Raw genomic sequence first — 25,985 nt, 5'->3', positions numbered from 1 at the left:
TCATTTTTTAATAAAATGTTATAATCATCTTATAAAAGGAGGGATAAGATGCCATTTATACATGTTGAATTAGTTGAAGGACGTTCTGATGAAGCCAAGAAAAAAAATAGCACAAGAAATTATAGAATCTGTTCACAAACACGCAAATGCACCTAAAGAACATATTCATGTAATTTTTCAAGACATGAAAAAAACTGATTACTATAAGGGAAATTAATAAAAAAATGGGGTACACTTTAATAATGTTCCCCATTTTTATATAATAGATACTTAAATTTTCTCATTTTTTTAAAGTTTTATTTTGTAGCTGTATTTTATATATTTTCCTCATAAGAGTTTATATGGCATTAAGTACATTTTATTCTGATACTATTTTAAAATTAATAGTAAAGCCCTGCTATTTAAAATTTCAAATATATAATTATAAAATAATTCATAAGATATATTTGCAATTAAAATACCTAATATTGCTCCCACAATTACATCAGATGGATAATGAACAAAATGATATACCCTAGAAAATCCAATTAGAAAAGCTAAAAAAAGAAAAAATATACCTATGCCTTTAAAATATAAAAATATAGTTGTTGCTGCTGCAAAAGAAGACGTTGTATGACCTGAGGGAAAGGAAAAGTCTGTGGGATTTTTAATTAAAAGTTCAACCTTATCTATCCATGATGGTCTTTTCCTTCTTAAAATTGGTTTTAATGTCAGGTTGCATACAATTCCATTAATAAAAAGGGCAAAAATAATATTCATAGATAATTCTTTTTTACCTGTAAAATAAAAAATAAAACTCATAAGTAACCAAACAAAGGCACCCGTTCCTAAATGAGTTATAAAAATCATCAAACTGTTGAGTCTTTTTGTCCTTAACTTTGAAATCCAAAGTACAAATTTTTTATCCATAAAATAATCACATTTGATTTTGCTTATCCACCCATTCTTTTGCTTGTTCTACTGCCTCATCTGTGGGAATTTCTACTCCAGTTTCAGGATCCTTACCCTCAGTCTTTGAATAAATATCTCCTGATGGACGATTAGAATTTTTAATTTCCTTTTCTTGTTCCAACCTTGCAGAAATTTCTTTTTTCTTTTGTTCAGACAAAGTATTGGAGTTTTCAAGAATTTCTTCAAACTTTTTATCTTTATTTACCATAATTCTACCCCCTATATTTATAGTGATAAGATAAAATATTTTTACTTTCAATAAATTCAAATTTACCTTACTTTAATATCTTTACCCTTAAATATGAATCAATAAAGCTTTTTTTATAATAAGTTTATTTTTTTCATATTTTAACAGTAATTTCTTTTAAAACTACATAAAATAGGGTAAATTTAAATTTAAGTATAAAAATGGAGGTGTTAAATGTTTAAAACTTTTTTCCCATATTTTGGTCAATACAAAAAGTATGCAATTTTAACTCCAATTCTTGTAATCATTGAAGTTTTTATGAATATAGCTATTCCCTATCTTATGTCTTTATTAATTGATAGAGGAATCCTTGGCTATTCAAAAGATCAAATACTTAAGATTGGCATCATTTTAATTATAGCAACACTTATATCGCTTTTTTCTGGCATAACTTCAGGAATTACAGCTACTCGTGCTTCTGCTGGGCTGGCAAAAAATCTGAGATTTAATATGTTTAAAAATATTTGTAATTTTTCTTTTAGGAACTTAGATGAATTCAAAAAAGGTTCAATAGTTACAAGAATGTCTACTGATGTGCAATATGTTCAAATGGCTATGCAGATGTCAACAAGAATTGCTGTTCGTGCACCTTTAACTCTTTTATTCGCATTTATTATGTCCTTTAGACTTCAAAGTCATCTAGCTATATATTTTGTCTTAATCATTCCCATTATATCTTTAGGTATGGCTTATATAACAAGAAGGGCTTATCCAATTTTTCAAAGGGTTTTTAAAATAACTGATGACTTAAATACCATGGTTTCAGAAAATTTATTAGGTATCAGAGTTGTTAAATCTTATGTCAGAGAAGATAAGGAAAGAGAGAATTTTAATCATATATCTCAAAAAATGTTTAGAAATTATAGACTAGTTTCAAGACTTATCGCTTTGTCAGGTCCTTTAATGCAATTTTCCACCTATCTTATGTCATTAATTATTGCATGGCTTGGCTCTCATTTTATTGTGCGTGGAACTATGAGTACAGGGGCTCTTACATCAATGATAACTTATTCAATTCAAATTCAAATTTCTCTTCTTATTTTATCAATGGTAATAGTACAATTGACTATTGCAAAAAATGCTTCCCAAAGAATTATGGAAGTTATAAATACATCTTCCGATATTTTAAATCCAATAGAACCAATAAAAGAAGTGGTTGATGGCAGCGTGGAGTTTAAAAATGTCAATTTTTCCTATAATGATGACCCTAATAAGTTAGTTTTAAAAGATATAAACCTAAAAATTTCTTCTGGGGACTATGTTGGAATTATTGGACCAACTGGCTCATCAAAATCGACTTTAGTTCAGCTAATCCCAAGACTATATGATGTCTATTCAGGAAGTGTTTTAGTGGGAGGAATTGATGTCAAAGAGTATGATCTTAAATCTTTAAGAGATGAAGTTTCTTTTGTCCTTCAACATAATGTTTTATTTTCCGGCACATTAAGAGAAAATTTAAAGTGGGCTGATGAAAATTTAAATGATGAAAAAATGCTTAAAGCTCTTAAGGTTTCTAATGCTCTTGATTTTATTAATGCTAAGGATGGACTTGATACAATTGTTGAAAGAGGTGGCACAAACTTCTCAGGAGGGCAAAAACAGAGATTATGTATTGCAAGAGCAATTTTAAAGAATCCTAAAGTTTTAATTATGGATGATTGCACATCAGCTCTTGATAATTCTACCGAAAGTTCCATTATTAATTCTATAAATACTTTAAATCCTCATTTGACAAAAATTTTAATTTCTCAAAGAGTTAATTCTTTAAAAAACTGCGACTATATAATTGTTTTAAATGAGGGGAAAATTGAAAATATAGGTAGTCATGAGAATTTGATAAAATCTTCTGAAATTTACAGAGAAATATATGAATCTCAACAAAAGGGAGGCGATTTTGATGTCAAAGAATAAGAAGAAAAAAAATATTGATGAAAATTTATTAGCTGGTAAAAAAGTTTTGTCTGTAGTTTTTGGTGAACATAAACTTAAACTTGTAATTGTAGCTTTTCTTGTAATTTATTCTACTCTAACAAATGTTGGGCTTTCTTTATTTATAAGAACTCTCATTGATAATTATATTTTACCCATGACCAAAATGGCTTCTCCTTCTTATAAAGGTCTTCTTAATATTATAAGTAAAATGGCACTGATGCTATTTTCAGGCGTGCTTGCAAACTTACTTTATTCAAGAATGATGGTTGATATTTCTGAAGGTGCAGTTAATAAAATAAGAAAAAATATGTTTGACCACATGGAGTCCCTTCCTGTTTCTTATTTCGATAAGAAAAGCCATGGGGATATTATGAGTTATTATACAAATGATGTTCAAACCCTAGGTCAAGCTATAGCCAATTCTTTACCTTCATTTTTGTCATCAATCATGACCATAACTTTTGTAATTATTGCAATGATGTTTCAATCATTTGTTTTAAGTCTTATAATTTTTGTAACCATGGGACTTATGATTTTTGTAATGAAAACTGTAAGTAAAATTTCTACCAATTATTTTGTAGACCAACAAAAATCTTTAGCTGAAACTAACGGCTTTGTGGAAGAGATGGCTTCAGGAATGAAAGTTGTTAAAATTTTTAACCATGAAAAAGAATCCATTGATATATTTGAAGATATTAACAATAGACTTGAATCAAATACTTTTCGTGCTAATAGACTTTCCTTGTCCCTTATGCCTATTATATTTGGAATAGGCAACATTCAATACTCACTTTTTGCAATAATAGGTGGACTTTTTGCTATCAACAATGTTGCAGGTATTAGTGTGGGGCTTGTAGCATCATTTTTACAACTTTCAAGATCTTTAACAGGTCCTATGTCCCAAGTTGCCAACCAATTAAATCAAGTTGTTCTTGCTCTTGCAGGTGCTAGGCGAATTTTTGAATTTTTAGATGAAGAACACGAAAAAGATGGTGGAGTTGTAGAAGTTGTGAGGGTAGAAGAATACGAAAAGGGAAAGCTTAAACAATGTTCTAAGAGAACTGGAAAATGGGCTTGGAAAGACCCGGAAAATAATAATTCCCTGACTCCCCTTTTAGGAGAAATCAGATTTGAAAATGTTAATTTTTCCTACGATGGAAAAAATTTAATATTAAAAAATATTAATCTTTACGCAAAACCTGGTCAAAAAATAGCTTTTGTCGGACCAACTGGTGCTGGTAAAACAACAATAACTAATTTGATCAACAGATTTTATGATATTGACAGCGGAAAAATAACTTATGACGGTATTGATATTAAAAGAATAAAAAAAGATAGCCTTAGAAAAACTTTAGGTATGGTGCTGCAAGATACCCACCTTTTCACAGGAACTGTTTCAGAAAATATAAAATTTGGTAGAGATAGTGCCACAGAAACTGATGTGGTAAAAGCCGCAAAACGTGTTCAGGCAAATACTTTTATTGAAAATTTACCCCATGGATATTTCACAAAAATTTCCGGCAGCGAGATGGATTTGTCCCAGGGTCAAGCTCAACTTTTATCAATTGCAAGAGCTGAAATATATAATCCACCTCTTATGATATTAGATGAAGCTACATCAAGTATAGATACAAGAACAGAAAAAATTGTGCAAAAAGGTATGGATGAACTTATGAAAGGTCGTACAACTTTTGTTATAGCCCACAGAATTTCTACTATTATGGATGCTGATGTAATATTAGTTCTTGACAAGGGTCAAATTGTAGAGAGAGGAAATCATGAAGATTTGATAAAAGAAAAGGGAATTTATTACAAACTTTACAATGGTGGTTTCAAAGAAAATAATTAAATTCACTTTCAAATTTTTAGTATATAATAATTTTAGGAGGTCAAATTATGGCAAAAAATATTTTAACGGCATATTTTTCAGCTAGCGGAAACACAGAAAAAATGGCAAAAAAAATTGCAGATTTTATCTCTTGTGATATTTTTAAGATAAGTCCACAAGAAGATTATAAGAGTGAAGATTTAGATTGGAGAAATGAAAATTCTCGTGCCTGTCTTGAAAATAAAAATCCTTCCACTAGACCAAAAATTAAAAATAATGTAGAAAATTTCAATTCTTATGACTTAATACTTTTGGGTTTTCCTATATGGTGGCATAAGGCACCTTTAATTATTAATACTTTTTTGGAATCCTATGATTTTTCAAATAAGAAAATTATTTATTTTATGACTGATGAAGGCTCAGTTAATTTAGAAGTCCAAGAAAATTTAAAACCAAGCTTAAAAAGCAACGTAAAAATTGAAGAAGGACTTTTAATGCAGGGACCAATAAATGAGCAAGAATTAAAAAATTGGCTTAAAAAAATTGGCTTAATTAAATAATGTTTCAAAATAAAAAATCCTATCTAGAAAACTCTAGAAAGGATTTTTTTTATATATCTTCTTCTATACAACCTGCTCTTTTTAAAGCAAATTTTGCAACTATAGGCCCAATAAGTTCATAGCAAATTGTTCCTGCAAGTATTATTGTTCTAATCATTGAACCGTGAGGTTCCGGTATTATTTTTTCAGCAATTAAGGATAAACCAATGGCAACACCAGCTTGAGGGACTAAAGTAAGACCCAAATTATTTTGAACTTCTTTAGAAAATCCTGTCAATTTTGTAGATGCCATAGCCCCGAAAAATTTCCCCAAAACTCTTGCAATAACATAGGCAAATCCTATTAATCCTGCCGCTTTTAAACCGCCAAGATTTAAATCTGCACCAGACAGAACGAAAAAAGCTATAAAAATCGGTGGCGTTATTGTAGAAATAAGTTCCTGATATCTTCTATCCACACTTCCCATATTGGAAATCACTATACCGCTCATCATTAAAGTAAGTAGACTTGATAAGCCCCATTTATCGGTAACAGTTGTAACAATGAATATCATAGCTAGTGTAAAAGTAAGAGTTTCTGTATCATTTTTCAGCCTTTTAGACAATAAAATAAAAATAATTCCGGCAACAAATCCAACAATTAAAGCTAAAAATATTTCTTTTACAGGTTCAAAAATCATATTAACAAAATTAAGATCAGATCCACTCATAATGGTAATAGCAATAGATGAACAAACTCCAAAAGCCATGATACAAATAGCATCATCAAGAGCAACGACTGGTATTAATACATCTACAAGTCCACCTTTTGCATTATACTGTTTTATTACCATTAAAGTTGCTGCAGGTGCAGTAGCTGAAGCTATGCTTCCAATGGTAATGGCAAAAGCGACATCTGTTTTAAAAAATAAAAGCATTGTTAAGGTAACAAATATAAGAGCTCCCATAGCTTCAAAAAAAGTAACAATTAAAATCTTTGTGCCCATTTGCTTTATACTTTCAAAATTCATTTCACTACCTACGGAAAAAGCAATAAAAGATAAGGCTAGCTGACTTATTGCATCCATGCTATCTACAGCTTCTTTAGATAAAAGTCCCAAAACGCAAGGACCAATTATTATACCGCCTATCAAGTATCCAGTTACATCTGGAAACTTAAATTTTCCAAAAATTCTCGCAAATAACAGTCCACTTAAAAAGAGGACTGCAATATTAAATATTATATCCATTTTTTACTTTGTCAACCCCTCAAAAGAATCTACATCAATGGTAAACATAATCCCTACATTTTCCCTGTTTAAATTTCCCACAACATGCCTTACACATTCCTTGGCTTCTTCAACCTTGTCATCTTCAAGAACCAAAAAAATTGTTTTATTGTAAGGTCTCCCAGAATTTAAAAATAATCTGAAATAATTTAAACCTAATTCCGGAGCTATTTCAGCCTGAGATGCTGCAAGACCTTCACTAGAGAGAATAGTACCTCCACGAATACCAGTTTTTCCAAATTCTTTTAAGAGTTTTCTAAAATGTTCTTCATGATTTATTGTAATAAATAAAGCTTTCATACATACCTCCTAAATTTTAAAACTTACAAATACCTCATAAATAATGATATTCTTATTTTTATACAATTGCAAGAAAACAATTCTCCATATAAAAAGTTTTATATGGAGAATGATAACAAATTCTTTATTTTAAGAGATTTGATATAAGTGATAAAAATATAGGATTATAAATGTCATCAATTAAAACCGCAAATGATGGATAAAGTATCCAAGCTATATGGTGATAGCCATATTCGTCCATAACAGCCTTAATATTTGCTACTGAATTTGGTCCTGAACCGCAAGCCCAACCTACATTTCCTGATGCCATAACGGCTGCACCATAATCTCTTCCAAACATATTAAAAGAAATAATTATGGCAAATAATCCTACTAAAACTGCTTGAGCAAGTAAAATTATACCCATCTTACCAGCAACTGGAATTAATTTTGTAATATCTATTGTCATAAGAACAAGTGCCAAGTACAAATCTAAAAACATACTTTCAATGGCATTCATTTCATTGACATAAGTTTCCTTATCCATTTTTTCCAAAGCATTTCTCATTATTGCACCTGCGAAAAGGCAACCAATAAACTTTGGCATTTCAATATAAGGAATATTGTCTAGTAAAAAATAAATTGGCATTCCTAAAGCACCAATTAATAGGGCTAAGGCAAAGGCACTAACCATATTTTTATCTTTAAGTTCATAAACTGAGTCTGATAGTTCTTGTTCTGGTTTATCATTGGGATCAGATTTTAAACTGTATTTTGAAATTAAATATGCTGCAACAGGTCCTCCTATTAAAGACCCCATAATATTTCCCATAGTTCCAGCAGCAACACCAACTTCAGTTACATTAGCAGGTGCTCCCATTCCTTCAAAAACTTTTCCCATAGCTGCAGCCGTTCCAACTCCACCACTCATAGAAGAAGATGAACATTGTAGAGCTAAAAATGGATCAAGATTTATCAGTTTTCCGACTAAAATTCCCACAACATTTTGCAAAGTTATCAGCAAACATGCAGCAAAGGCAATTTTAACTAAAAATTTACCGCCAGCATTTTTTATAAGACCTGCTGAAAATCCGTAGCCAACTGCCAAGAAAAATATATTTTGTGCCAAATCTTTTGTTAAATCTACATCAAATTCAAATCCAACTATTCCTAAGGACTTAATAATTGCAACTAAAATAGAAAACAAAAGACCTGCAACAACTGGTGCTGGAATGGCATATTTTTGTAAAAGTTTTGATTTTCCAACTATAAACTTACCTAAAAAAATTACAATAGCTGCAATACCTAAAGACGTCAAATATTCAAATTTGAAGGTAGATACAGCTCCATCAACCCCTCTTGTATAAGTTCCAAAATAATCTAATGCACTTTTCACATTCATCTCTTTTCCTCCTTCAAATATCTAATTTTATTTTACCCAGAGAAATTCTATTTATTTATTTCTATGTAAAAAAAATAAATTTTATTTAATAAAAAAGAGGATTTAGTAAACTAAATCCCCATTTATTTTATTAAACCTATAAAATCTTTAACAAACTCATTTTTTTCATCTAAATATTTCTCCAGATCTTCAATAATTTCTTTTGGACCATAAGGGTTCATAAAATTATAGGTTCCAACTTCAACTGCACTAGCACCAACCATCAAAAATTCCAATACATCCTTATAAGATGTAACTCCTCCCATAGCAACTATTGGAATATCAATTGCTCTTGAAATCTGATGAACCATTCTTAGAGCTATTGGCTTGACACATGGGCCCGAAAGCCCTGCATAATCATTATTAAAAACATTTTTTCTTTTATCAAAATCAATTGCCATGCCTAAAATAGTATTAATTAAAGAAACTCCATCTGCCCCAGCTTCTTGACAGGCTCTTGCTACTTCAACCATATCTCTTGCATTAGGAGATAATTTTACAATCAATTTTTTCTTAGTAACTTTTCTGACATTTTTAACCACCTCAAAGAGTGGCCCAGCTTCCAATCCGAAAGCCATCCCTCCCTTTGACACATTTGGACAAGATACATTTAATTCTAAAAAATTAAAATCTAAATCTTCAAGAATTTCTGCACCTTCAACATATTCATCGAGAGTATTTCCACCTAAATTTACAAAAATTTCGCTTCCTAATTTTTTCATTTTAGGAAAGTAATCTGTGCAAAATTTTTCCACTCCAGGATTTTCCAAACCTATTGAATTTAAAATTCCTGAAGGTGATTCCCAAATTCTTACTCCTTTATTTCCATCCTTAGCAATTCTTGTGATTCCTTTAGAAACAATTCCACCTAAAATTTTCGTGTCATAATAATCAATAAATTCTTCTCCAAAACCAAAGGTTCCAGAAGCAGTGATAAGGGGATTTTTAAGCTTAATATTACAAAGTTCAACTTCCATCCTATTCATAAATATCACTTCCCATAAATACTGGTCCATCTTTGCAAGACCTTTTTCTGCCATTTTTTGTATCAACTGAACATGAAAGACAAGCACCAAGTCCGCAGCCCATTCTTAAATCTAAAGATATATAAGAATTTTTATTATTTGCCCGACAAAGTTCATGAGTTTTTTTCATCATAATTTCTGGTCCGCAGGCATAATAAAGCTTATGCTTATCAAAATCAATTATATCTGTAACAAAGCCACCTTTTTTAACCTTAATATCTATAGGTAAATCTGAAAATAGACTTTCTAAATTTTGTCCTTCTCTTTCTCCAAGGTATAGGCGTAATTTTGCATCTTTATTTTTTTCTAAAATCTTTTTTGAAAGATAGTAAAAAGGTGCGACTCCTACTCCGCCGCCAACCATTGCCAAACTATCCACATTTATATCAAAACCATTTCCATAAGGACCATAAACATTTATAGGTGAGCCTTTTTTTAAATTTTTTAAAATTTCTGTACCCTTACCCACGACTTGATACAAAAACTCCAAATGCTCTCCAACATTAAAGATAGAAATGGGCCTTGATAAAACTGGATATTTATCCCAGGCTCTTAACATAAAAAATTGTCCAGGTCTTGTATTTTTTACCCCATCAGTTTTTAATAGATAAAAATTATCCGTTATTTTAATATTATCTATAACCTTATTCATCTTCTTCATAGGTGCAAATTGTGTCGCAGTATTCACACCTAAACTCCCTTTTTTCCTTATTGTAAAGATAAAATACCTGACCAGGAATCACTCTTTCAGAATTTGATACGCAACGTGGATTGTGACATTTTAATACACCTTCAACAGCCTTAGGAAGTTCCATTGTGAATTTTTTAATTCTCTTTCCATCTTCAATATAATTTACAGTAATATCCGGTGCAATAAGACCTAAAACTGTGAAATCTAAGTCAAAATCTGTTTCTATTTTTATTAAATCCTTCTTGCCCATTGAGCTTGAAGGGATATTTTGCATTAAAACAACTGTATCTTCAATTTTATTTAATTTCAAAGCCTTATAAATCTTAAAGGCTTCCCCCCTATTAATATGGTCTAAAACTATACCCTTTTTTATTTTTGAAACATTAATCATTATACCAACTCCAATAAGAATAAAATTAGCGCCATCCTGCCATACATACCAAACTTCATTTGCTCAAAATAACAAGCCCTTGGATCCTTATCAACTTCAACAGAAATTTCATTAACTCTAGGCATAGGATGAAGTATGCACATATCGTCCTTAGATCTTTTCAGTTTTTCTGGTGTCAAAATATAGAAGTCCTTTAATCTTTCATATTCATCAGAAGAAACAAATCTTTCCTGTTGAACTCTTGACATATATAAAATATCAAGATCTGGCAAAGCATCTGTCAAAGAATCTGTTTCATCATAAGATTTTAAAAAAGACTTGAATTGGTCGGGCATCTTTAATTCCTTAGGGGAAATAAAAGTAAAATTCACATCTTCATATCTGTTCAAAGCACGCACTAAAGAGTGAATTGTCCTACCAAATTTCAAGTCTCCGCAAAAACCAATATTTAAATTTGAAAATGAGCCTTTGTGATGTCTTATAGTTAAAAGATCAGCCAAAGTTTGTGTGGGATGAAAATGACCACCATCACCAGCATTAATTATTGGCATCTTTGTCGAAACTTTACTAGCAAGTGTAGCAGCACCTTCTTTAAAATGCCTCATGGCACAAATATCTGCATAATTTTCTACAGTTTTAATAGTATCTATAAGAGTTTCTCCCTTTGTCGTTGAAGTTACTTTTGAATCAGAAAAACCAATAACGCCTCCGCCAATTCTTAACATAGCTGTTTCAAAAGATAACCTTGTTCTTGTAGATGGTTCAAAAAAAAGACTTGCCAACAATTTACCCTTTGCCCTATCTAAATATTTACTAGGGTCTAAAATAATATCATCAGCCAGTCTAAAAATAAACTCAAATTCATCTGTTGTTAAATCTAAAGGTTCTATTAAATGTCTCATAAGCCCTCCTTTATTCTTAAATATATTACTTTAAAAAAAGGACTTTGTAAAGATAGAATTTAATATTTATTGAATGTCCCACTTCTCAAAATCCCAGGGATAATTATTTATATAGGAATTTGCATAAGGTATAAAAATAGAAAGTATTGCAAAGAATAAAAGTGCAAACTGATACCACAGATAAGGCATAATAGAAAATACATTAATTTTTCCTCCAGCATAGGAAACAGCCATCAAAACTTGAGCCCCATAAGGAATAAACCCTTGCATTACAGCCGAAAAAATATCCATTAAAGATGCAGACCTTCTAGGGTCTACCTTATATTTTTCTGAAATCTGTCTTACAACTGGACCAACAACAATAATTGCCACTGTATTATTAGCAGTCGCAGCATCAGTCAAAAGCGTGATAAGACCTATACCAAACTCCGCAGACTTAGAGGATTTAATAAAAGATTTAACCTTTGAAATAAGATAATCCAAGCCTCCACCATACTTAACAAGGCTTGCCAGACCACCTGTTAGCATAGACAAAAGAAAAATTTCAAACATAGAAGTAAAACCATCGTAGATATGATTTGTAAAAGTTAAAAGAGAAAAATCTCCATAAATAATTCCAATAATACCAGAAAAAATTATACCGCAAGTTAGAACGATAAATACATTTACCCCGCTTATAGCTGTAATAAGTACAAAAATATAGGGCAAAACCTTAATAAAATTAAAAGCTTCTTTTTCAATAATAAGATTTTTATCAGGCCTTGCAAAAATTAAAAGCAAAACCACAGTAACAGCCATTGCCGGAAGAGAAATAGCAAGATTTGTTTTAAACTTATCCCTCATATTAACACCCTGAGTTCTAGTGGCAGCAATAGTAGTATCAGAAATAACAGATAAATTATCACCAAACATTGCCCCACTTATCAAAGTTCCGATTATAAGAGCAAGGCTAATAGACGATTTTTCTGCAAAACCAACAGCTATTGGTCCAAGCGCCACAATAGTCCCTACACTTGTCCCTGTTGATAAAGAAATAAAACAAGCAATCAAAAAAACACCAAGACTTATTAAAGACGCAGGGATGAGATTTATCCCCAAATTAACTGTGGCCTCAACACCACCCATTTTACTTGAAACATTAGAAAAAGCTCCAGCCAAAAGGTAGATCATACACATTAAAATAATATTTTCATCGCCACAGCCCTTTAAAAAAATAGATATTTTTTCGTAATAATCTCCACTAATTAAAATAAAAGCAAAAATAATACCAATTATTACAGCTATTGGAGATTTAAACATATAAAATCCATCATTTTTACCATTTATTACAAAAAATAAGCCTATGCCCAAATAAGAAAAAATAAAAATTAAAAAAGGCAAAAGACTTATAAAATTCCCCTTACTTTTCTTTATCATTAAAAACACCCTTCCTATAACAAATATAATTATATCACAATAAGTGGTAATAAATTTAATAACACAAATGACTTATAAATTAAAATATTAAAGAAAAACATTGTTTTTGACGGTAAAAGTTTTAAATCTAATAAAGTTAGTGACATTGATACGTAGTTAATTTCTGTAATAATTAAAAGACTAATACATACTTTCTATGTAAGGTTGATATTATAAATAATTCTACAATTATTTATAATAAGTTAAATAAAATTATAATAGATTTATTTCATTATTTTAGATTGAAAATTATATTGTATTTTAATATAAAAATATATGGTTAAAGATTTGCATCCCTAACCATGTATAAATAATTTAGGCTCTATAATATCTGTTGTGGAGTAAATCTCTAACAGATATTTTTAAAATATTAATTGTGATTTAATTTGAAATATCCACCTTCATGAATATGATATTCTTATAGACCTATTTCAAAATGTTACAATATAATTTTTGCCATATTTTTTAAATGTCTTTATTTTTTAAGACAATTTCCTCATATAAGAGCTTTTTTATTTTAATGAAGATCCATTGCTGATTCTGGTAGGATTTGTCCTCCGTCTACTACAATCGATTGACCTGTTATATATTTTGCTTCATCTGATGCTAAAAATAAGACTGCGTATGCAATATCTTCTGATGAGCCAAGCTTTCCAAGTGGAATTATTGCTTCTTGGTCTTTAATATATTTTTCTCCCAAGACTCCTTCCATGCCTGGTGTCATAATGTTTCCTGGTTCAACTGCATTTATATTTATGCCTAAAGTTGAAAGTTCAAGGGCGGCTGTTCTCATAAATCCGTTTACACCAGCTTTTGATGCGCTGTAATGAGAAAGTCCTGGATTTCCAACTCTATTGCCTGTGATGGAAGATGTTATAACTATATGAGAGCCGCTTTTTAAGTATTTCATTGCTTCTCTTGTGTTTAAAAATACTCCCTTGAGATTTATGTCAGTAACTTTTTCCCAATCAGATAACTTCATTTGGCTGATTCTATTTTGTGGATAGTAGCCTGCATTTAAAATTACTATATCAATTGAGCCTAAGAATTCATTGGCTTCTTTAAAAAGTTTTACGGTGTCTTCTTCTGAAGATACATCGGCTCTTATAAATTTTACTTTTTCGTTAATTTTTTTAAATTCTTTTTCGGCCTCTTTTGCTACTTCTACATTTCTTCCTGTAAAGACAAGATTTGCTCCTTCTTTTAAGAAAACTTCTGCAATACCTTTACCTATGCCTTTAGCTCCGCCTGTTAATAATACATTTTTACCTTTTACTGAAAATGCCATAGCTCCTCCTTTATTCTTGGTTTTTAAACAAAAATTCATTTTCTATATAAATATGTCTTCTCATATCGTTATCAAGTTTAAACAAGTCTTCGTTGACATCTTTTATTTTTTCATAATTTGCTTTTAGTGAAAAATCATGAGATAAGTATTTTATTCTGTCAAAAAGCCCTATCGTTTTTTCGTGTTCTGCTATTAGAGAAGAAAAATCCACATTATCATCTGATAAAAATTCTTCAAATTCTATTTCTTCCTTAGAGAAATGATGAACAAGTTCAGCTTTTATTAACAATAATGTTTCATAAATTGTAAATAGTTGCTCTCCATTTTCTAAATAATGGTCGTGTATCAGTTCTCTTAATTCTTTGTCTAGTTTTTCTATCAAATTTATTTCAAAGGTATGAATTTCTCTTATTATATATTTTATAATTTCTTTCTTAGACCAAGTCTTAATTTGTTCAATACCTTCAAAGTCTTGCTCCCCTTCTATTTGTTTTACAAAAAAATCAAAGTCAATTCCATTTTCTTTTAAAACAACTTCCAATTTTTCTGCTGCAACAAAATCATAATTGATCCCTAAGTTATTTAGTTTTTGCAAAACTCTAGAGTCTGTCATCACCGCATCTTCTACTGTCATAGCTCTTTGTATCATATTATCACCTTTTATTTATTTTATACTTATGAATTTATACCCAATAAAAGTAAATATAATTATTTATAAGTTTCTACAAATTTGCTATATAACATATGAAATTTTAGTCTTTTTCTAAAAGAGATATTAATTCTAAATTTACAGTTCTAGGAAACTGGTCGAGCCCCACAATTTTTTTTAATTTATATCCTCTCTCAATAAATCTTTTGACATCCTTAACATAGCTTATAGGGTTACAGGATATATATAAAAATTCTTCTGGTGAAAAATCTATAATTTTATCTAATGCTTTGGGGTTATTTATTCCTACCCTTGGGGGATCAAGAATTATTATATCTGCTTTAATGTCTAAATCATTAACAACTTTTGCCACATCTCCAGCTATAAAATCTACATTGGAAATATTATTATATTGGGCATTTTCTCTTGCTGCATTCACCGCTTCTTCTACAATTTCTACTCCCAAAACAGATTCTGCTTTTTTGGCAAATACTTGGCTTATAGTTCCCGTTCCGCAATAAAGGTCTAAAACTTTTTTGCCTTGTAAATTATCAATCATATCAAATGCCAGTTGGTATAAATATGCAGCAGAGTAGGTATTGGTTTGAAAAAATGAAAAAGTTCCTATTTTAAATTTCAAACCTAAAAGTTCCTCTATAACATAATCTCTTCCATATAAGATGTGGAAATCTTCCTTTATAATAGCATCACCTTGTGAGTCATTAATTGTATGGCATATACCTTTTATTTGCGCCTCTAATTTGAGAGATAAAAGTTCATCAACATAAGATTTTAAGTCTAAATCATTGTCTTTTGTTGTAACTATATTGACTAAAATTTCCCCATAATTTGTCCTTCTTATAGCTAAATGTCTTAGGGTTCCCTCATGGCTTCTTCTGTTAAAAAATGCTTTATCTTTGAAAAAATCCCTTGTCTTTTCCCTAATAATATTGAAATCTTCGTGGGCAATGCGGCAATTATTCGTGTTTTCAATTTCATAAAATCTATTTTTTTTGTGCAAGCCTAGGGCTAAGGGGCTACCCTTGTAAGTATCTCCAAAGGTAAATTCCATTTTATTCCTATAATTTTCAAAAATTCCAGCAGAATAAATTTTAACATTGTCTAGATTTAACTCCTCATGCAAAAGATTATTTAGAAGTTTTTCTTTATATTCAATTTCTTTGTCATAAGAAAAGCCGTCATAGGTGCATCCTCCACAATCAGTATGAGGGCAAGGTTTGATATTTTCCCAAGAAGATTTTTTTATAGTTTCTATTAATTTTCCTTTTTTTCTTCTAGATGGCTTAAATCTTACTTCAGAGCCTATAATTCCACCCTTAATTTTGTAGTCCTTTTCTTGACAAGTTACTGTATTTCTATTGGGAAAAGTCCCATCTTTAATTATTCCTTCAAGTATTATATTTTTCATATTCCTCCACTTTCTAGATAATTTTAATATAGAAAAATTTATTATGCAAATTTGTTTATTTAATATAGTATAATATAAGCAGGTGATGATATGTGTTCTCCGTTAAGTAATGGGATTATTTTTATTATTAATGCTTTATTTTTAATTATAAGTATCTATTTATTTTTAATTTTTCCAAGAAATGAAAAATCAGAAATTAAAGATCCTCTTAAATTACCTTATTATATGGCAGGATTTTTAATCAAAGGCAAAAACTCTGCACCCGACTTTATTATTTCTAGTCTTATTAAATTTATAGAAAATGGAAATATAAAAATAGATAGGAATGATTATATTAATAGTAGGGGTAAAGAAAGAATAAACTATAATATATATGCAGATAATTCAAATAATTTGGATAAAGAAGAAAAATTTTTATATGATTTGATTTTTTCTCTTGATGAAAATATCTCTACAAGAAAAATAAATAATTTAAGGATTAAAGAAGGTATAGGCTTCAACCAAAAATTTTCCTCTTATTTGGATATTTTGGAAGAAAATGCTTATGAATTAAATTTGCTTTATAAGGCTATAGATAGAAAAAAATTCTTCATCTATGTATTTATGGCTCTTGTTGATGTACTTGTGGGTGCGGTGCTTGCCAATAAGGGCTTATATCCTGCTTATGTCCTGATCTTTTTTGGTTTTGTTTTACTTCTGAGTAGTTTAAAACTTTTGGGGCAAAATCCTCCCGCCGGCATGGCAACTTATAAATATTATAGGGATTTTGAAAAAGAATTGAATGAAAAAGATAATTTTCACGGTGATGATATTTACTATGCCCTTGCATTTGCCATGGACTTAGAAAAAATAAGGGATAAGGATATAAATATTGATAAATATATTAGCTTTATAGAAATATTAAAAGATTCTTTAGTTGGAAAAATCGGTTTTTAGATATAAAAAATACATTGGCTATACAGATTATGTCAATGTATTTTTATTTTTATTTATAAAATTTTTACTGGTCTTTATTCATACTTTTAAATAGATATTGATGTTATACTTACTAAATAAAAAATACCAGGTGATCCCTAGTATTTTATAATATCTGACATATTATTATTTTGCCACAACCCTTGATTTCAACTTCTTCATCTTCAATATATAAAGCTGAAAATTTTGGAAATATTTTTTCATTATATGTTAAAAGAGAATCGTAATTAAAAATTATAGATTTTCCTTTAAATTTATATTTTAAATCTTTAATATTTAATGAATACATTTGGGCTTTTAAGTCTTCTCTGTAAATAAGATTAAAATCCCTAACATCACCTGAAGAATAAGTATTGTCATTACCATGAAAAAACATAACTTCCATAGGTTTTAAAGAAAATTTGCAATCAGATGTAGTTATATTCATTGTATTATCCAAAGGGCATATATATCTTAAGAAGCCATCATAAGCTGTGTAATTGGATTTTTCTAAATTACAAGTTGCTGTAGAAATTCTAAAGTCAAAATTTTTTTCTGAAACTTTTGCATTTTCAGGATATATGAAGATTTCAGAAGTTACTCCACCTGCCCATTTAGAATCAATAAAATTTTCACTCTTAATTAATTTCATGATTTAAAATTTTCCAAAAGATCTCTAAGCTCTCCCTTTACCTTATATTTTACATTGCGAAGATCTTTTATATCTTTTGCTCCTAATAAAAGCATTATCATTTTTGATTTGTAAATTAAATTTCCAAGATATTTTAAGGTATATTCAACCCCACCATGAACTAAATAGGAAAGAATTTCTCCAGAAATAGCAGTCATATCTGCTCCTGCCACTATGCTTTTTATAAGTTGTTCAGAATTTTTAATACCGCCTGAACCGATAATTGTCAAATCGTCTAGACCTAAGCTTTTAGCTTCGATAATTGCAAGGGCTGTCGGAATTCCCCAACCATAAAGTTCTGATAGATCAGAATCAGGTGTCCTTAAATTTTCAATTTCAAAAAAGTTTGTGCCGCCAAAACCGGAAACATCAACATCTCTAACCCCAATATCGTAAAGCCTTTTCACAACATCAGAGCTTAATCCAAATCCAACTTCTTTTACTATTATAGGTACATCTAGACCATTTACTAGCTCTTCAATATTTTTTAAAATATTTTTAAATTCTCTTTCGCCTTCAGACATTGCTAGTTCTTGTGCAGGATTTAAATGCAGTTGTAAACTGTCGGCTCTTATAATATCTATTGCCTTTTTTGCATCTTCAAGGCTAGTTCTAGCACTTAAATTTCCGATTACTATTCCTTTTTCTACTATTTCTCTAACTACTGAAAAAGATTCAACAGTATCCGGATCTTCCAAAGCAATAGTTTGAGAACCTACAGCTATAGGAATATTAAATTCATTTGCGACTTGTGCCAGTTGTCTATTTATATCTTCAGCAAAGTCACTGCCACCTGTCATCGCATTAATCATCAAAGGAAAATTTACTTTTTTATTCAAAAAAACAGTAGATGTGTTTATTTCTGAAAAGTCAACTTCAGGTAACGAATTATGGTATAAGAACATATCATCAAATAATGGATTTCCCACATAAGTTGAACGCAAGTAATTTTCAATATGCTCCCTTTTCCTAAATTTCCTCATCTTTTTCACCCCTCACCTATTGTAATAAAATAATAACATTTTTATAAAAATTTTACAATAATTACAAATACTAAAGCCTACAGATTATATCGGCTAAATTTTCAAAATTATGCCTAATCAATTTATTTTCAATATATATCAAATCGCCCTCAATCAATCTAATTGATCTTTCTTTTAAAAATTTTTTATCCTCATCATTTGCATAAATTGGGCAAGTTTCTTCGAATGAATAATATGAATTAAAAATATCTTTAGGTTTTTTATTGTTATTAACTATTGCAATATCAAAAATCCCCTTATAAGAATGTTCTTCTATAGCTTCTATATGGTCCTTAAGGCTATATTTTAAAGTTTCTCCTCTTTGAGTCATAATATTAGCTATGTAAATTTTTTTTGCTTTTGACTTTTTTATGGCACAAATTATTCCTTTTATAATCAAATTTGGAATTACAGATGTGTATAAAGAACCTGGTCCAATTATTAATATATCTGAATTTTCAATGGCATTTATAGCTTCTTTGTTGGCTTTTGGTATACGAGGAAGCATAGAAATTTTTAAAATTTTTCCACCTAATTTATATGCCATTTTAGGAATAATTGACTCTCCCACAATTTTATCCCCTGTAGAAAGTTCTCCTACAAGATGAGTGTCTTCTAATGTTACAGGTATAACCCGCCCTGTTATATTAAATGCCTTAGACATTTCATTTAATGCCTTATCAAAAGAACCGTAAATATCATTTAATGCTGCAATTATAATATTGCCTACATTCTGTCCGTCTAAACTTCCGCCCTTGAATCTATATTTCAATAAAACTTCTAAAGATGGGGTCGCATTTGAAAGAGCTAAAAGACAATTTCTGACATCTCCTGGAGGAAGCATTTTTAAATCTTTTCTGAGAAGTCCTGAGCCACCTCCGTCATCAGACATTGTTACAATTGCATTTATGTCTGTGGTATAAGATTTTAGACCTTTTAATATTGTGGAGATTCCTGTACCTCCTCCTATTATGCTTATTCTTTTATCCATAATTTTTTCTTTCTATCTCTGTGAGAAACATAAAGGCTTTTGTAATCCTTCTTTAAAATTCTTGCAACTTCTTCTGCAATTACAACTGATCTGTGAAATCCTCCCGTACATCCAAAACCAATATTTAATACGCTTTTTCCTTCTTTTATATAGTTGGGAATTAAAAATTTTAAAAGATCAATAACCTTATCTATAAAAGTTTGGCTTACATCCCACTTTAATACATAATCTCGAGTTTCTTTACTTAAACCATCTTTATCTTGTAATTCTTTAATATAATATGGGTTTGGTAAAAATCTAACATCAAAAACTAAATCAGCATCCTTTAATATATTATTTTTATAGCCAAAGCTTGTAATTTGGATAGTTATTTCAGTTTCTTCATTATTAGTTAAAACTTCAATTAAATATTTTTTTAAATCCTTTGCAGAAAAAAGAGTGGTATCAATAATATAATTAGATTTTTTCCTAATTTCCCCTAAATTTTCTTTTTCCATCTTGTAGCCTTCAATTATTGAAGGGTTTAGGGGGTGAGGACGTCTGCCTTCTTTGTATCTGGCAATTATTGCGTCTTGTGAAGCTTCTAAAAAAATTATTTTATATGAAATATTTAGATTCTTGAGTTCTTCAATAGAAGAGAATAGACTTTCAAAAAATTCTCCACTTCTTAAATCCATAACTGCTGCAATTTTATCTACAGATTTTGATTGAGTCGCCATTTGGCAAAATTTGGGAAGAAGTTCCGGTGGCAAATTATCTATGCAATAATATCCTAAATCTTCCAAGGTATCAAGTGCCTTACTTTTCCCTGAACCGCTCATTCCTGTGAGAATTATAACTTCAATTTTGTTATCCAATTATCTTTACTTCCCTTTCTAGTTTTACGGAAAACTTATCGTAAACAACTTTTTGAACAATTTCTATAGTTTCTAAAACATCACTTGCGCTTGCATTATCATAATTAACAACAAAACCGCAGTGCTTTTGAGAAACTCCTGCTCCATTATGTCTAAAACCTCTAAGTCCCGAATCATCAATTAATTTACCTGCAAAATAACCTTCTGGTCTTTTAAAGGTAGAACCTGCTGATGGCAAGTCTAAAGGTTGTTTTTCACTTCTTCTTCTATCAAATTCTTGGAACTTTTCTCTAATTTTTTCCTTGTCGCCTTTTTCTAAGACAAAAGTTGCTGAAAGTACAATTAAATTTTCATCACCAACCTTAGAATGTCTGTAAGAAAAATCCATTTCTTCATTTGAATATTCTCTTATATTTCCAAGGTTATCAATAAATCTTACTGATTCAACAACATTTTTCATTTCTCCGTCATAGGCTCCAGCATTCATAGTCATTGCTCCTCCCACTGTGCCTGGTATGCCGTTTGCAAATTCTATACCGCTCAAGGAATTTTCATAAGCTGTTTGAGAAAGTTCTTTTAAAGAAAGTCCTGCTCCTGCCGTGATTTTTAAACCATCAACCTTCACATCTTTTAATCTATTTTTAATAGAAATAATTATTCCTTTATAGCCTTGGTCCTTAACGATAACATTTGTTGCGTTACCAAGAATATAAAAATTGTAATTGTTTTTTCTAATTATCTTTAAAATTTCTATCAAGGACTTTTCATCTTTAGGTCTTACAAAAAGTTCACATGGACCTCCTACTTTAAAGGAAGTATGATTTTTCATAGGTTCATTTTCTAAAAATTCTCCTAAGTTCTTATCAAAATTATATTTCATTTTTCCTCCTAATTGGCAAAACCTATATTATCTAAAGAAATCTGACCTATGCTTTTATCAAAATCAAATTCTATATTAGATATCTCCTCTAAATTAATAAGAGGATTATTATTTTTAAAATCTTCAAGATCAATCCTTAAAGATATGGGAGCTGAATAATTTTTATAATCATCAAAAACATGATCGCTTTTATAAAGATAAACTTTTGTAGGTGGGTAAGCTGGAAAATAATCTTTAATATTAAGGCTCGCACTTTCTCCAACCATATCAGAAATCTTTATTTTAAAACCATCATAATCATTAATTTCTTCAAAATTTTCCAGATCGAAGACCAAAAACTGTCTTTTTTGAGGAATGTTTCTCAAGAAAATTTGGTATCTTGACTTATCATTTGTAGATAAAAATACACAATTGTTTTTGCCTTTATCTTCTCCATAGGAATTTGCTCCTTCGTAAATATCAGAAAAATTTGAAAAATCTATATAATCTCCAAAAGTCGATGCACTTTGAAGGTTTGTATCTTCTTCAAAATCACAAATATTTTCATAGGTCGAATCTTTATATCTTGAATAATAAGTTGTCTTTGGAAAATCTTTGTAATTATAAGGACCATATTTGAATAAGTCCCTGTTGAAAGATTTGCCAAAAATATTCTCCAAAAAATTATAGGTGTAAATTGATAATATTCTTTTTTGACTCAATTGGTTTAGAAGTTCTTTTCTGTTTATATCTAGTCCTTCTGGGGGTTGTAAATCAAAATCTCCCCACAAGGAATTAAAATTTCCGTGATTTGCATAGCCAACATAAACAGCTGTTTTGAATTTATCTGAGTTTGGAGAAAATCCTATATTATCATATTGCATCTGACCTTCAAAACTTGTAACATCACAGTCATTGGTGCCAGCAATTGTTAAATAGTTTACATCCCAAAGTTTCAATTCTCTATCACATGGCTCATATTGACCAAAGGTAGGTGCAACTGCAATTAAACCCTTTATATTAAAACCATAATTAAATCTTATATTACCATTATCGGGATTTTTATTTAGTTTGTTAAAATTATTTGCTATACAAATTGCTTCTCCACCACGAGAATGTCCCATTAGGGCAATATTTTCACTGTCAAAAGCCTTATAAAATTTTGAATTTTCATTTCTATTTTCGCTTAAAAGATATTTTATATTTTCTAACAAAAGAACAGCCCTTGCATCATTTTCGTTTTTTAGGGAATATTTATAAAAACTGTTTAGCATGTTCATGTCAACTGATACAACAGCCACACCTCTTTGAGATAAATATTTGCCTAAATAATCATAGCCTAGATAGTTTTTTGTTGTCATTCTATGATTTCCGTGAACAACAAATAAAAGAGGGGCTTCTTTTTGATTTTTTGGCAGATAAACTTTTCCTTTGACTTCAACTTGATTTAATTTTTTCTTAAAATAAAAATCTCTCACTTTTTTTGTAAGTCCGCCATAGGAAACATAGGAATTTAAAGATACCTCTGGACCCTTATAAAAAATCTCTTTACTTTCATAAGCTGTTGCTCTTTCTACAACTTTGTCCTTTTTAAATTCAGCTAGCTTTAAAGCACTCCTTTGAAAACCAGGAAAGCTATAAAAATATATGCCTAAAAATACAAGGCAAAATGATGGCAAGAAAAAGATAAGAGCGAGATTTCTCTTGTTTTTAAATAAAGATATAAAGGATTTTGCAAAAATTATTAATATTGCACAGGCACAAAATAATAATAGGTAACTTTGCCAATCTTTCAAGTATAGGTTTAAAGAATTATCTAAAAAATATTTGCCCCCTATGAATAATAATATATAAACCGTTAAATTTATGGGTTTTGTTCTTTGCAATAAAATAATCAGATATTTGCCCAAAAAACTTATAATGCTTAAAATTAAATAAATAATAAAAGCAAAAATAATTATAGATATTATTGTTGGAACCTTAAAATCTGTAAGGTAAGAATAATGGTCAGTGGCGTAAAAAAGGGAGATAAAAATTTTTAAAATTCTTTCTGCTCCCTTTGTGCTACCAAAATTACTCCTAAATAAATCTTTTACTTTGTTGTAAATTTTCAAAATAATATTTTCTATTTTCATTGTTACTCTTTTTCCAGTTCAGACAATTCCTTTTCATCATAAGTTTCTTTATTTTCTGCCGTCACATCTAAGAAATCTCTATTAAATTTACCTGTTCTTTTTATATCCTTAACATCAAAATAAGAAACTACAGTTTCGTCATTAACAATTAAAGAAGCCTTAATAAGTTCTTGAATTGGGTATGTTGAAATTACAGTTGCTTTGCCATCTTCTGTAATAATAAACTCTCCAACTTTTGGCATGATTTTATTGATGCATTCATATCCTTTTTGCTCATATTTTAAGCAACACATTAATCTTCCACACACACCTGATATTTTAGTTGGGTTTAATGATAAATTTTGGTCCTTTGCCATTTTTATAGATACTGGTGAAAATTCTGACAAAAAAGTTGAGCAGCAAGTTGGTCTTCCACAACAACCTAGACCGCCAACAAGTTTTGCTTCATCTCTTACGCCGATTTGTCTTAACTCAATTCTAGTTTTAAAAATGGCTGCAAGATCCCTAACCAGTTCTCTAAAATCTACCCTTCCATCAGATGTGAAATAAAATAATAATTTTGAATTGTCAAATGTATATTCACAGGATATCAATTTCATATCCAGATTATGCTCTTTAATTTTTTTATCACAAAGAATAATTGCTTCTTTAGACTTATTTCTATTATCAATATTTTTACTTTGATCGTCTTGTGTAGCTATTCTTATAACAGGCTTTAATTCAGTCGAAAATTCTTCATCTTCAAAAGACCTAAAAAGGATAACATTTCCGAATTCAAGCCCCCTAACCGTTTCTACAATAACATCATCACCAACTGAGGCTCCGCTATCAAGTGGGTCAAAATAATAGATTTTTCCGGTTTTTTTAAATCTAACTCCAGCTACATCTATCATCTACATTCCTCCTATATACATAAGTAGAGCTTCTATGCTTAGATCATAATTCATATTTTTAGATAGGTTTTCTTTAGTTAATAGAATTTTATTATATATAAAAAGTATCCTATCCAAAGTCAAATCTTCAAGCTCAAGTATATTTAATTTATCTATATTAATTATCTTTTCTTTCTTATTAATTTTTATAAATGCTAAATCTCTAAACCACAAGCTAAAAAAATTTAAAATATCTTCTATATTTTCCTTATTTTCTTTAAAAAAATCCAAATACGAAAAAATATAGTAGGAACCTGTCCTTATAAGATTATCTAAAATCCCAATAAGCTCATCCCTTTTTTTCAAAAGTTCAACATCTTCTTTATATCTTTTTGCAAGACTTATGCTTCCGCAAGATAAGTTTGAAAAAAGCCTAGCATTTTTTTCTGACAAGCCAGTTTTTAAAAGATAATCATAAATTCTTTCAACTGAAATATTTTGAAATTTCAAAATTCTAGCCCTAGATCTAATAGTTGGTAAAATATTTTTAATATTAGATGAAACCAAAATAATTATCAGATAATCCTCAGGCTCTTCTAAAGTTTTTAATAGAGCATTTTGTCCTTCGATTGTAACATTATCAAAACCATCAATTAAAATGATTTTTTTATTAGATTCAAAAGGCTTGGTCCCAGCTTTTTCAATCAATTCCTCAATTTGTTCTTTTTTTATAGTTTCTTTCGAAGAAACTTCAATTAAGTCTGGGTGAAAATAATCATATAAAAGATTGCAAAAGGACTTATCATTTTTATTATCTCCACAAAGAATCGCTCGGGCAAAATTTTTAGCTTGTGCATATTTTCCTATTCCTTTTGGACCAACAAATAAATAGGCATGAGAAAAATCTTTATTTTTTAAGGCTAAATCCAGTTGACTAGAAACATTTTTATCTTCTAAGAAAATTGAATTGTCATTTTTCATTATATTCTTTTAGATTCTTCCAAATCTACTACAAACATTGTTGCTCCTGCAACTTCAAAAGAACCTTTTTCAGAAACTACTTCTTCTTTTTCAGTTATTTCTTTGAATATATCTTCAATTGCTTTTATTTCATTATCTTTACAGCCTAAAAGAAGTGTTGTGTTACCTGATTTAAAAAATCCACCAGTAGACGAAAGCCTTGTTACATAAATATCTTCAGTTAAAAATCTATCAATAAGATCATCAATAAATTTATCTTGAACTATTGCTATTATCATCTTCATTTTT

The 25,985-nt window shown here is 29.7% G+C and carries 27 protein-coding genes; 5 read left to right on the top strand and 22 right to left on the bottom strand.

Translation table 11 applies throughout. The features are described 5' to 3' along the window. Nucleotides 1-88 precede the first annotated feature (88 nt). Entirely contained in the window at nucleotides 89-217 is a 129-nt protein-coding gene (locus F594_RS09125; RefSeq protein WP_019034229.1) for a tautomerase family protein, read from the top strand. A 152-nt stretch (nucleotides 218-369) separates the two neighbouring features. On the opposite strand, the gene F594_RS0100890 is transcribed toward F594_RS09125, so the two are convergent. Both F594_RS0100890 and F594_RS0100885 read right to left on the bottom strand, forming a co-directional pair. Continuing rightward, nucleotides 370-909 (bottom strand): phosphatase PAP2 family protein, encoded by a 540-nt coding sequence (locus F594_RS0100890; protein WP_019034228.1) that lies wholly within the window; start codon nucleotides 907-909, stop codon nucleotides 370-372. Nucleotides 910-916: 7 nt separating this feature from the next. Beyond that, complete coding sequence (locus tag F594_RS0100885; RefSeq protein WP_019034227.1) at nucleotides 917-1,159, bottom strand: CDIF630_02480 family spore surface protein; 243 nt, start codon at nucleotides 1,157-1,159, stop codon at nucleotides 917-919. Nucleotides 1,160-1,372: 213 nt separating this feature from the next. On the opposite strand from F594_RS0100885, the gene F594_RS0100880 reads away from it, so the two are divergent. The 3 genes from F594_RS0100880 to F594_RS0100870 are packed head-to-tail and all read left to right on the top strand — an operon-like array spanning nucleotide 1,373 to nucleotide 5,518. After that, a complete protein-coding gene (locus tag F594_RS0100880) occupies nucleotides 1,373-3,109 on the top strand; it encodes an ABC transporter ATP-binding protein (RefSeq protein WP_019034226.1) in 1,737 nt (578 codons plus the stop codon). Then, complete coding sequence (locus F594_RS0100875) at nucleotides 3,096-4,979, top strand: ABC transporter ATP-binding protein (protein ID WP_019034225.1); 1,884 nt, start codon at nucleotides 3,096-3,098, stop codon at nucleotides 4,977-4,979. The genes F594_RS0100880 and F594_RS0100875 overlap by 14 nt, the downstream gene beginning before the upstream one ends. Before the next feature lie 47 nt (nucleotides 4,980-5,026). Further along, complete coding sequence (locus F594_RS0100870) at nucleotides 5,027-5,518, top strand: flavodoxin (RefSeq protein ID WP_009345688.1); 492 nt, start codon at nucleotides 5,027-5,029, stop codon at nucleotides 5,516-5,518. 49 nt (nucleotides 5,519-5,567) lie between these two features. Here F594_RS0100870 and F594_RS0100865 read toward each other — a convergent pair whose 3' ends face one another. From F594_RS0100865 to rlmD, 11 genes are all read right to left on the bottom strand, one after another. Continuing rightward, nucleotides 5,568-6,746: a cation:proton antiporter gene (locus tag F594_RS0100865; protein ID WP_009345656.1), complete on the bottom strand. Its 1,179-nt coding sequence runs from the start codon at nucleotides 6,744-6,746 to the stop codon at nucleotides 5,568-5,570. Nucleotides 6,747-6,749: 3 nt separating this feature from the next. After that, nucleotides 6,750-7,085, bottom strand: a complete 336-nt coding sequence (locus tag F594_RS0100860) for a hypothetical protein (RefSeq protein ID WP_019034224.1) — start codon at nucleotides 7,083-7,085, stop codon at nucleotides 6,750-6,752. Between the two features lie 124 nt (nucleotides 7,086-7,209). After that, entirely contained in the window at nucleotides 7,210-8,466 is a 1,257-nt protein-coding gene (locus F594_RS0100855) for a sodium/glutamate symporter (RefSeq protein WP_019034223.1), read from the bottom strand. Nucleotides 8,467-8,588: 122 nt separating this feature from the next. Then, nucleotides 8,589-9,491 carry a dihydroorotate dehydrogenase gene (locus F594_RS0100850; protein WP_009345684.1) on the bottom strand — a complete coding sequence of 301 codons (903 nt, stop codon included), beginning with the start codon at nucleotides 9,489-9,491 and terminating at the stop codon, nucleotides 8,589-8,591. Beyond that, nucleotides 9,484-10,218 (bottom strand): dihydroorotate dehydrogenase electron transfer subunit, encoded by a 735-nt coding sequence (locus F594_RS0100845; RefSeq protein ID WP_004824199.1) that lies wholly within the window; start codon nucleotides 10,216-10,218, stop codon nucleotides 9,484-9,486. Before F594_RS0100845 ends, F594_RS0100850 begins: the two co-directional genes overlap by 8 nt. After that, the gene (locus F594_RS0100840; RefSeq protein ID WP_004824181.1) at nucleotides 10,175-10,612 is read right to left on the bottom strand and encodes an aspartate carbamoyltransferase regulatory subunit; all 438 of its coding nucleotides are present in this window, start codon (nucleotides 10,610-10,612) and stop codon (nucleotides 10,175-10,177) included. Before F594_RS0100840 ends, F594_RS0100845 begins: the two co-directional genes overlap by 44 nt. Then, on the bottom strand, nucleotides 10,612-11,514 hold the full coding sequence (gene pyrB / locus F594_RS0100835; protein WP_004824177.1) for an aspartate carbamoyltransferase: 903 nt from the start codon (nucleotides 11,512-11,514) through the stop codon (nucleotides 10,612-10,614). Before pyrB ends, F594_RS0100840 begins: the two co-directional genes overlap by 1 nt. A 66-nt stretch (nucleotides 11,515-11,580) precedes the next feature. Further along, entirely contained in the window at nucleotides 11,581-12,930 is a 1,350-nt protein-coding gene (locus tag F594_RS0100830) for a Na+/H+ antiporter NhaC family protein (protein WP_019034221.1), read from the bottom strand. Between the two features lie 556 nt (nucleotides 12,931-13,486). After that, nucleotides 13,487-14,257, bottom strand: coding sequence for an SDR family oxidoreductase (locus F594_RS0100825; RefSeq protein WP_026302275.1), 771 nt, complete (start codon nucleotides 14,255-14,257; stop codon nucleotides 13,487-13,489). A gap of 10 nt (nucleotides 14,258-14,267) precedes the next feature. Further along, nucleotides 14,268-14,906 (bottom strand): ScdA protein, encoded by a 639-nt coding sequence (locus tag F594_RS0100820; protein WP_019034219.1) that lies wholly within the window; start codon nucleotides 14,904-14,906, stop codon nucleotides 14,268-14,270. A 103-nt stretch (nucleotides 14,907-15,009) separates the two neighbouring features. Then, nucleotides 15,010-16,335, bottom strand: coding sequence for a 23S rRNA (uracil(1939)-C(5))-methyltransferase RlmD (rlmD, locus tag F594_RS0100815; protein WP_019034218.1), 1,326 nt, complete (start codon nucleotides 16,333-16,335; stop codon nucleotides 15,010-15,012). Nucleotides 16,336-16,425: 90 nt separating this feature from the next. On the opposite strand from rlmD, the gene F594_RS0100810 reads away from it, so the two are divergent. Continuing rightward, entirely contained in the window at nucleotides 16,426-17,271 is an 846-nt protein-coding gene (locus F594_RS0100810; RefSeq protein ID WP_019034217.1) for a DUF2207 family protein, read from the top strand. Nucleotides 17,272-17,416: 145 nt separating this feature from the next. Here F594_RS0100810 and F594_RS0100805 read toward each other — a convergent pair whose 3' ends face one another. The 9 genes from F594_RS0100805 to F594_RS0100765 all read right to left on the bottom strand — a co-directional run bounded on the left by F594_RS0100805 (nucleotide 17,417) and on the right by F594_RS0100765 (nucleotide 25,981). Further along, nucleotides 17,417-17,941 carry a HutD family protein gene (locus F594_RS0100805; protein ID WP_019034216.1) on the bottom strand — a complete coding sequence of 175 codons (525 nt, stop codon included), beginning with the start codon at nucleotides 17,939-17,941 and terminating at the stop codon, nucleotides 17,417-17,419. Continuing rightward, nucleotides 17,938-18,963, bottom strand: coding sequence for a type 2 isopentenyl-diphosphate Delta-isomerase (gene fni, locus F594_RS0100800; protein ID WP_019034215.1), 1,026 nt, complete (start codon nucleotides 18,961-18,963; stop codon nucleotides 17,938-17,940). Before fni ends, F594_RS0100805 begins: the two co-directional genes overlap by 4 nt. A 70-nt stretch (nucleotides 18,964-19,033) precedes the next feature. Continuing rightward, a complete protein-coding gene (locus F594_RS0100795; protein WP_019034214.1) occupies nucleotides 19,034-19,993 on the bottom strand; it encodes a gluconeogenesis factor YvcK family protein in 960 nt (319 codons plus the stop codon). Next, nucleotides 19,978-20,850: an RNase adapter RapZ gene (gene rapZ / locus F594_RS0100790; RefSeq protein WP_019034213.1), complete on the bottom strand. Its 873-nt coding sequence runs from the start codon at nucleotides 20,848-20,850 to the stop codon at nucleotides 19,978-19,980. Before rapZ ends, F594_RS0100795 begins: the two co-directional genes overlap by 16 nt. Beyond that, nucleotides 20,843-21,730, bottom strand: coding sequence for a UDP-N-acetylmuramate dehydrogenase (murB, locus tag F594_RS0100785; protein WP_019034212.1), 888 nt, complete (start codon nucleotides 21,728-21,730; stop codon nucleotides 20,843-20,845). Before murB ends, rapZ begins: the two co-directional genes overlap by 8 nt. 8 nt (nucleotides 21,731-21,738) lie before the next feature. Beyond that, the gene (locus F594_RS0100780; RefSeq protein WP_019034211.1) at nucleotides 21,739-23,844 is read right to left on the bottom strand and encodes an alpha/beta hydrolase family protein; all 2,106 of its coding nucleotides are present in this window, start codon (nucleotides 23,842-23,844) and stop codon (nucleotides 21,739-21,741) included. A gap of 2 nt (nucleotides 23,845-23,846) precedes the next feature. Beyond that, nucleotides 23,847-24,737 (bottom strand): PSP1 domain-containing protein, encoded by an 891-nt coding sequence (locus F594_RS0100775; protein ID WP_019034210.1) that lies wholly within the window; start codon nucleotides 24,735-24,737, stop codon nucleotides 23,847-23,849. After that, the gene (locus tag F594_RS0100770) at nucleotides 24,738-25,697 is read right to left on the bottom strand and encodes a DNA polymerase III subunit (protein ID WP_009345657.1); all 960 of its coding nucleotides are present in this window, start codon (nucleotides 25,695-25,697) and stop codon (nucleotides 24,738-24,740) included. Beyond that, complete coding sequence (locus F594_RS0100765; RefSeq protein ID WP_004824247.1) at nucleotides 25,697-25,981, bottom strand: cyclic-di-AMP receptor; 285 nt, start codon at nucleotides 25,979-25,981, stop codon at nucleotides 25,697-25,699. Before F594_RS0100765 ends, F594_RS0100770 begins: the two co-directional genes overlap by 1 nt. Between the last annotated feature and the right edge of the window lie 4 nt (nucleotides 25,982-25,985).

This window comes from Peptoniphilus lacrimalis DSM 7455 (assembly GCF_000378725.1).
Lineage (GTDB): Bacteria > Bacillota > Clostridia > Tissierellales > Peptoniphilaceae > Peptoniphilus_A > Peptoniphilus_A lacrimalis.
This window is presented reverse-complemented; position numbering and strand designations above follow the sequence as displayed.

Excerpts from the sequence above, each read along its gene's own strand:
- F594_RS09125 (WP_019034229.1), top strand. The coding sequence starts at position 89 with ATGAAGCCAAGAAAAAAAATAGCACAAGAAATTATAGAATCTGTTCAC.
- F594_RS0100890 (WP_019034228.1), bottom strand. The coding sequence starts at position 909 with ATGGATAAAAAATTTGTACTTTGGATTTCAAAGTTAAGGACAAAAAGA.
- F594_RS0100885 (WP_019034227.1), bottom strand. The coding sequence starts at position 1,159 with ATGGTAAATAAAGATAAAAAGTTTGAAGAAATTCTTGAAAACTCCAAT.
- F594_RS0100880 (WP_019034226.1), top strand. The coding sequence starts at position 1,373 with ATGTTTAAAACTTTTTTCCCATATTTTGGTCAATACAAAAAGTATGCA.
- F594_RS0100875 (WP_019034225.1), top strand. The coding sequence starts at position 3,096 with ATGTCAAAGAATAAGAAGAAAAAAAATATTGATGAAAATTTATTAGCT.
- F594_RS0100870 (WP_009345688.1), top strand. The coding sequence starts at position 5,027 with ATGGCAAAAAATATTTTAACGGCATATTTTTCAGCTAGCGGAAACACA.
- F594_RS0100865 (WP_009345656.1), bottom strand. The coding sequence starts at position 6,746 with ATGGATATAATATTTAATATTGCAGTCCTCTTTTTAAGTGGACTGTTA.
- F594_RS0100860 (WP_019034224.1), bottom strand. The coding sequence starts at position 7,085 with ATGAAAGCTTTATTTATTACAATAAATCATGAAGAACATTTTAGAAAA.
- F594_RS0100855 (WP_019034223.1), bottom strand. The coding sequence starts at position 8,466 with ATGAATGTGAAAAGTGCATTAGATTATTTTGGAACTTATACAAGAGGG.
- F594_RS0100850 (WP_009345684.1), bottom strand. The coding sequence starts at position 9,491 with ATGAATAGGATGGAAGTTGAACTTTGTAATATTAAGCTTAAAAATCCC.
- F594_RS0100840 (WP_004824181.1), bottom strand. The coding sequence starts at position 10,612 with ATGATTAATGTTTCAAAAATAAAAAAGGGTATAGTTTTAGACCATATT.
- pyrB (WP_004824177.1), bottom strand. The coding sequence starts at position 11,514 with ATGAGACATTTAATAGAACCTTTAGATTTAACAACAGATGAATTTGAG.
- F594_RS0100830 (WP_019034221.1), bottom strand. The coding sequence starts at position 12,930 with ATGATAAAGAAAAGTAAGGGGAATTTTATAAGTCTTTTGCCTTTTTTA.
- F594_RS0100825 (WP_026302275.1), bottom strand. The coding sequence starts at position 14,257 with ATGGCATTTTCAGTAAAAGGTAAAAATGTATTATTAACAGGCGGAGCT.
- F594_RS0100820 (WP_019034219.1), bottom strand. The coding sequence starts at position 14,906 with ATGATACAAAGAGCTATGACAGTAGAAGATGCGGTGATGACAGACTCT.
- rlmD (WP_019034218.1), bottom strand. The coding sequence starts at position 16,335 with ATGAAAAATATAATACTTGAAGGAATAATTAAAGATGGGACTTTTCCC.
- F594_RS0100810 (WP_019034217.1), top strand. The coding sequence starts at position 16,426 with ATGTGTTCTCCGTTAAGTAATGGGATTATTTTTATTATTAATGCTTTA.
- F594_RS0100805 (WP_019034216.1), bottom strand. The coding sequence starts at position 17,941 with ATGAAATTAATTAAGAGTGAAAATTTTATTGATTCTAAATGGGCAGGT.
- fni (WP_019034215.1), bottom strand. The coding sequence starts at position 18,963 with ATGAGGAAATTTAGGAAAAGGGAGCATATTGAAAATTACTTGCGTTCA.
- F594_RS0100795 (WP_019034214.1), bottom strand. The coding sequence starts at position 19,993 with ATGGATAAAAGAATAAGCATAATAGGAGGAGGTACAGGAATCTCCACA.
- murB (WP_019034212.1), bottom strand. The coding sequence starts at position 21,730 with ATGAAATATAATTTTGATAAGAACTTAGGAGAATTTTTAGAAAATGAA.
- F594_RS0100780 (WP_019034211.1), bottom strand. The coding sequence starts at position 23,844 with ATGAAAATAGAAAATATTATTTTGAAAATTTACAACAAAGTAAAAGAT.
- F594_RS0100775 (WP_019034210.1), bottom strand. The coding sequence starts at position 24,737 with ATGATAGATGTAGCTGGAGTTAGATTTAAAAAAACCGGAAAAATCTAT.
- F594_RS0100770 (WP_009345657.1), bottom strand. The coding sequence starts at position 25,697 with ATGAAAAATGACAATTCAATTTTCTTAGAAGATAAAAATGTTTCTAGT.
- F594_RS0100765 (WP_004824247.1), bottom strand. The coding sequence starts at position 25,981 with ATGAAGATGATAATAGCAATAGTTCAAGATAAATTTATTGATGATCTT.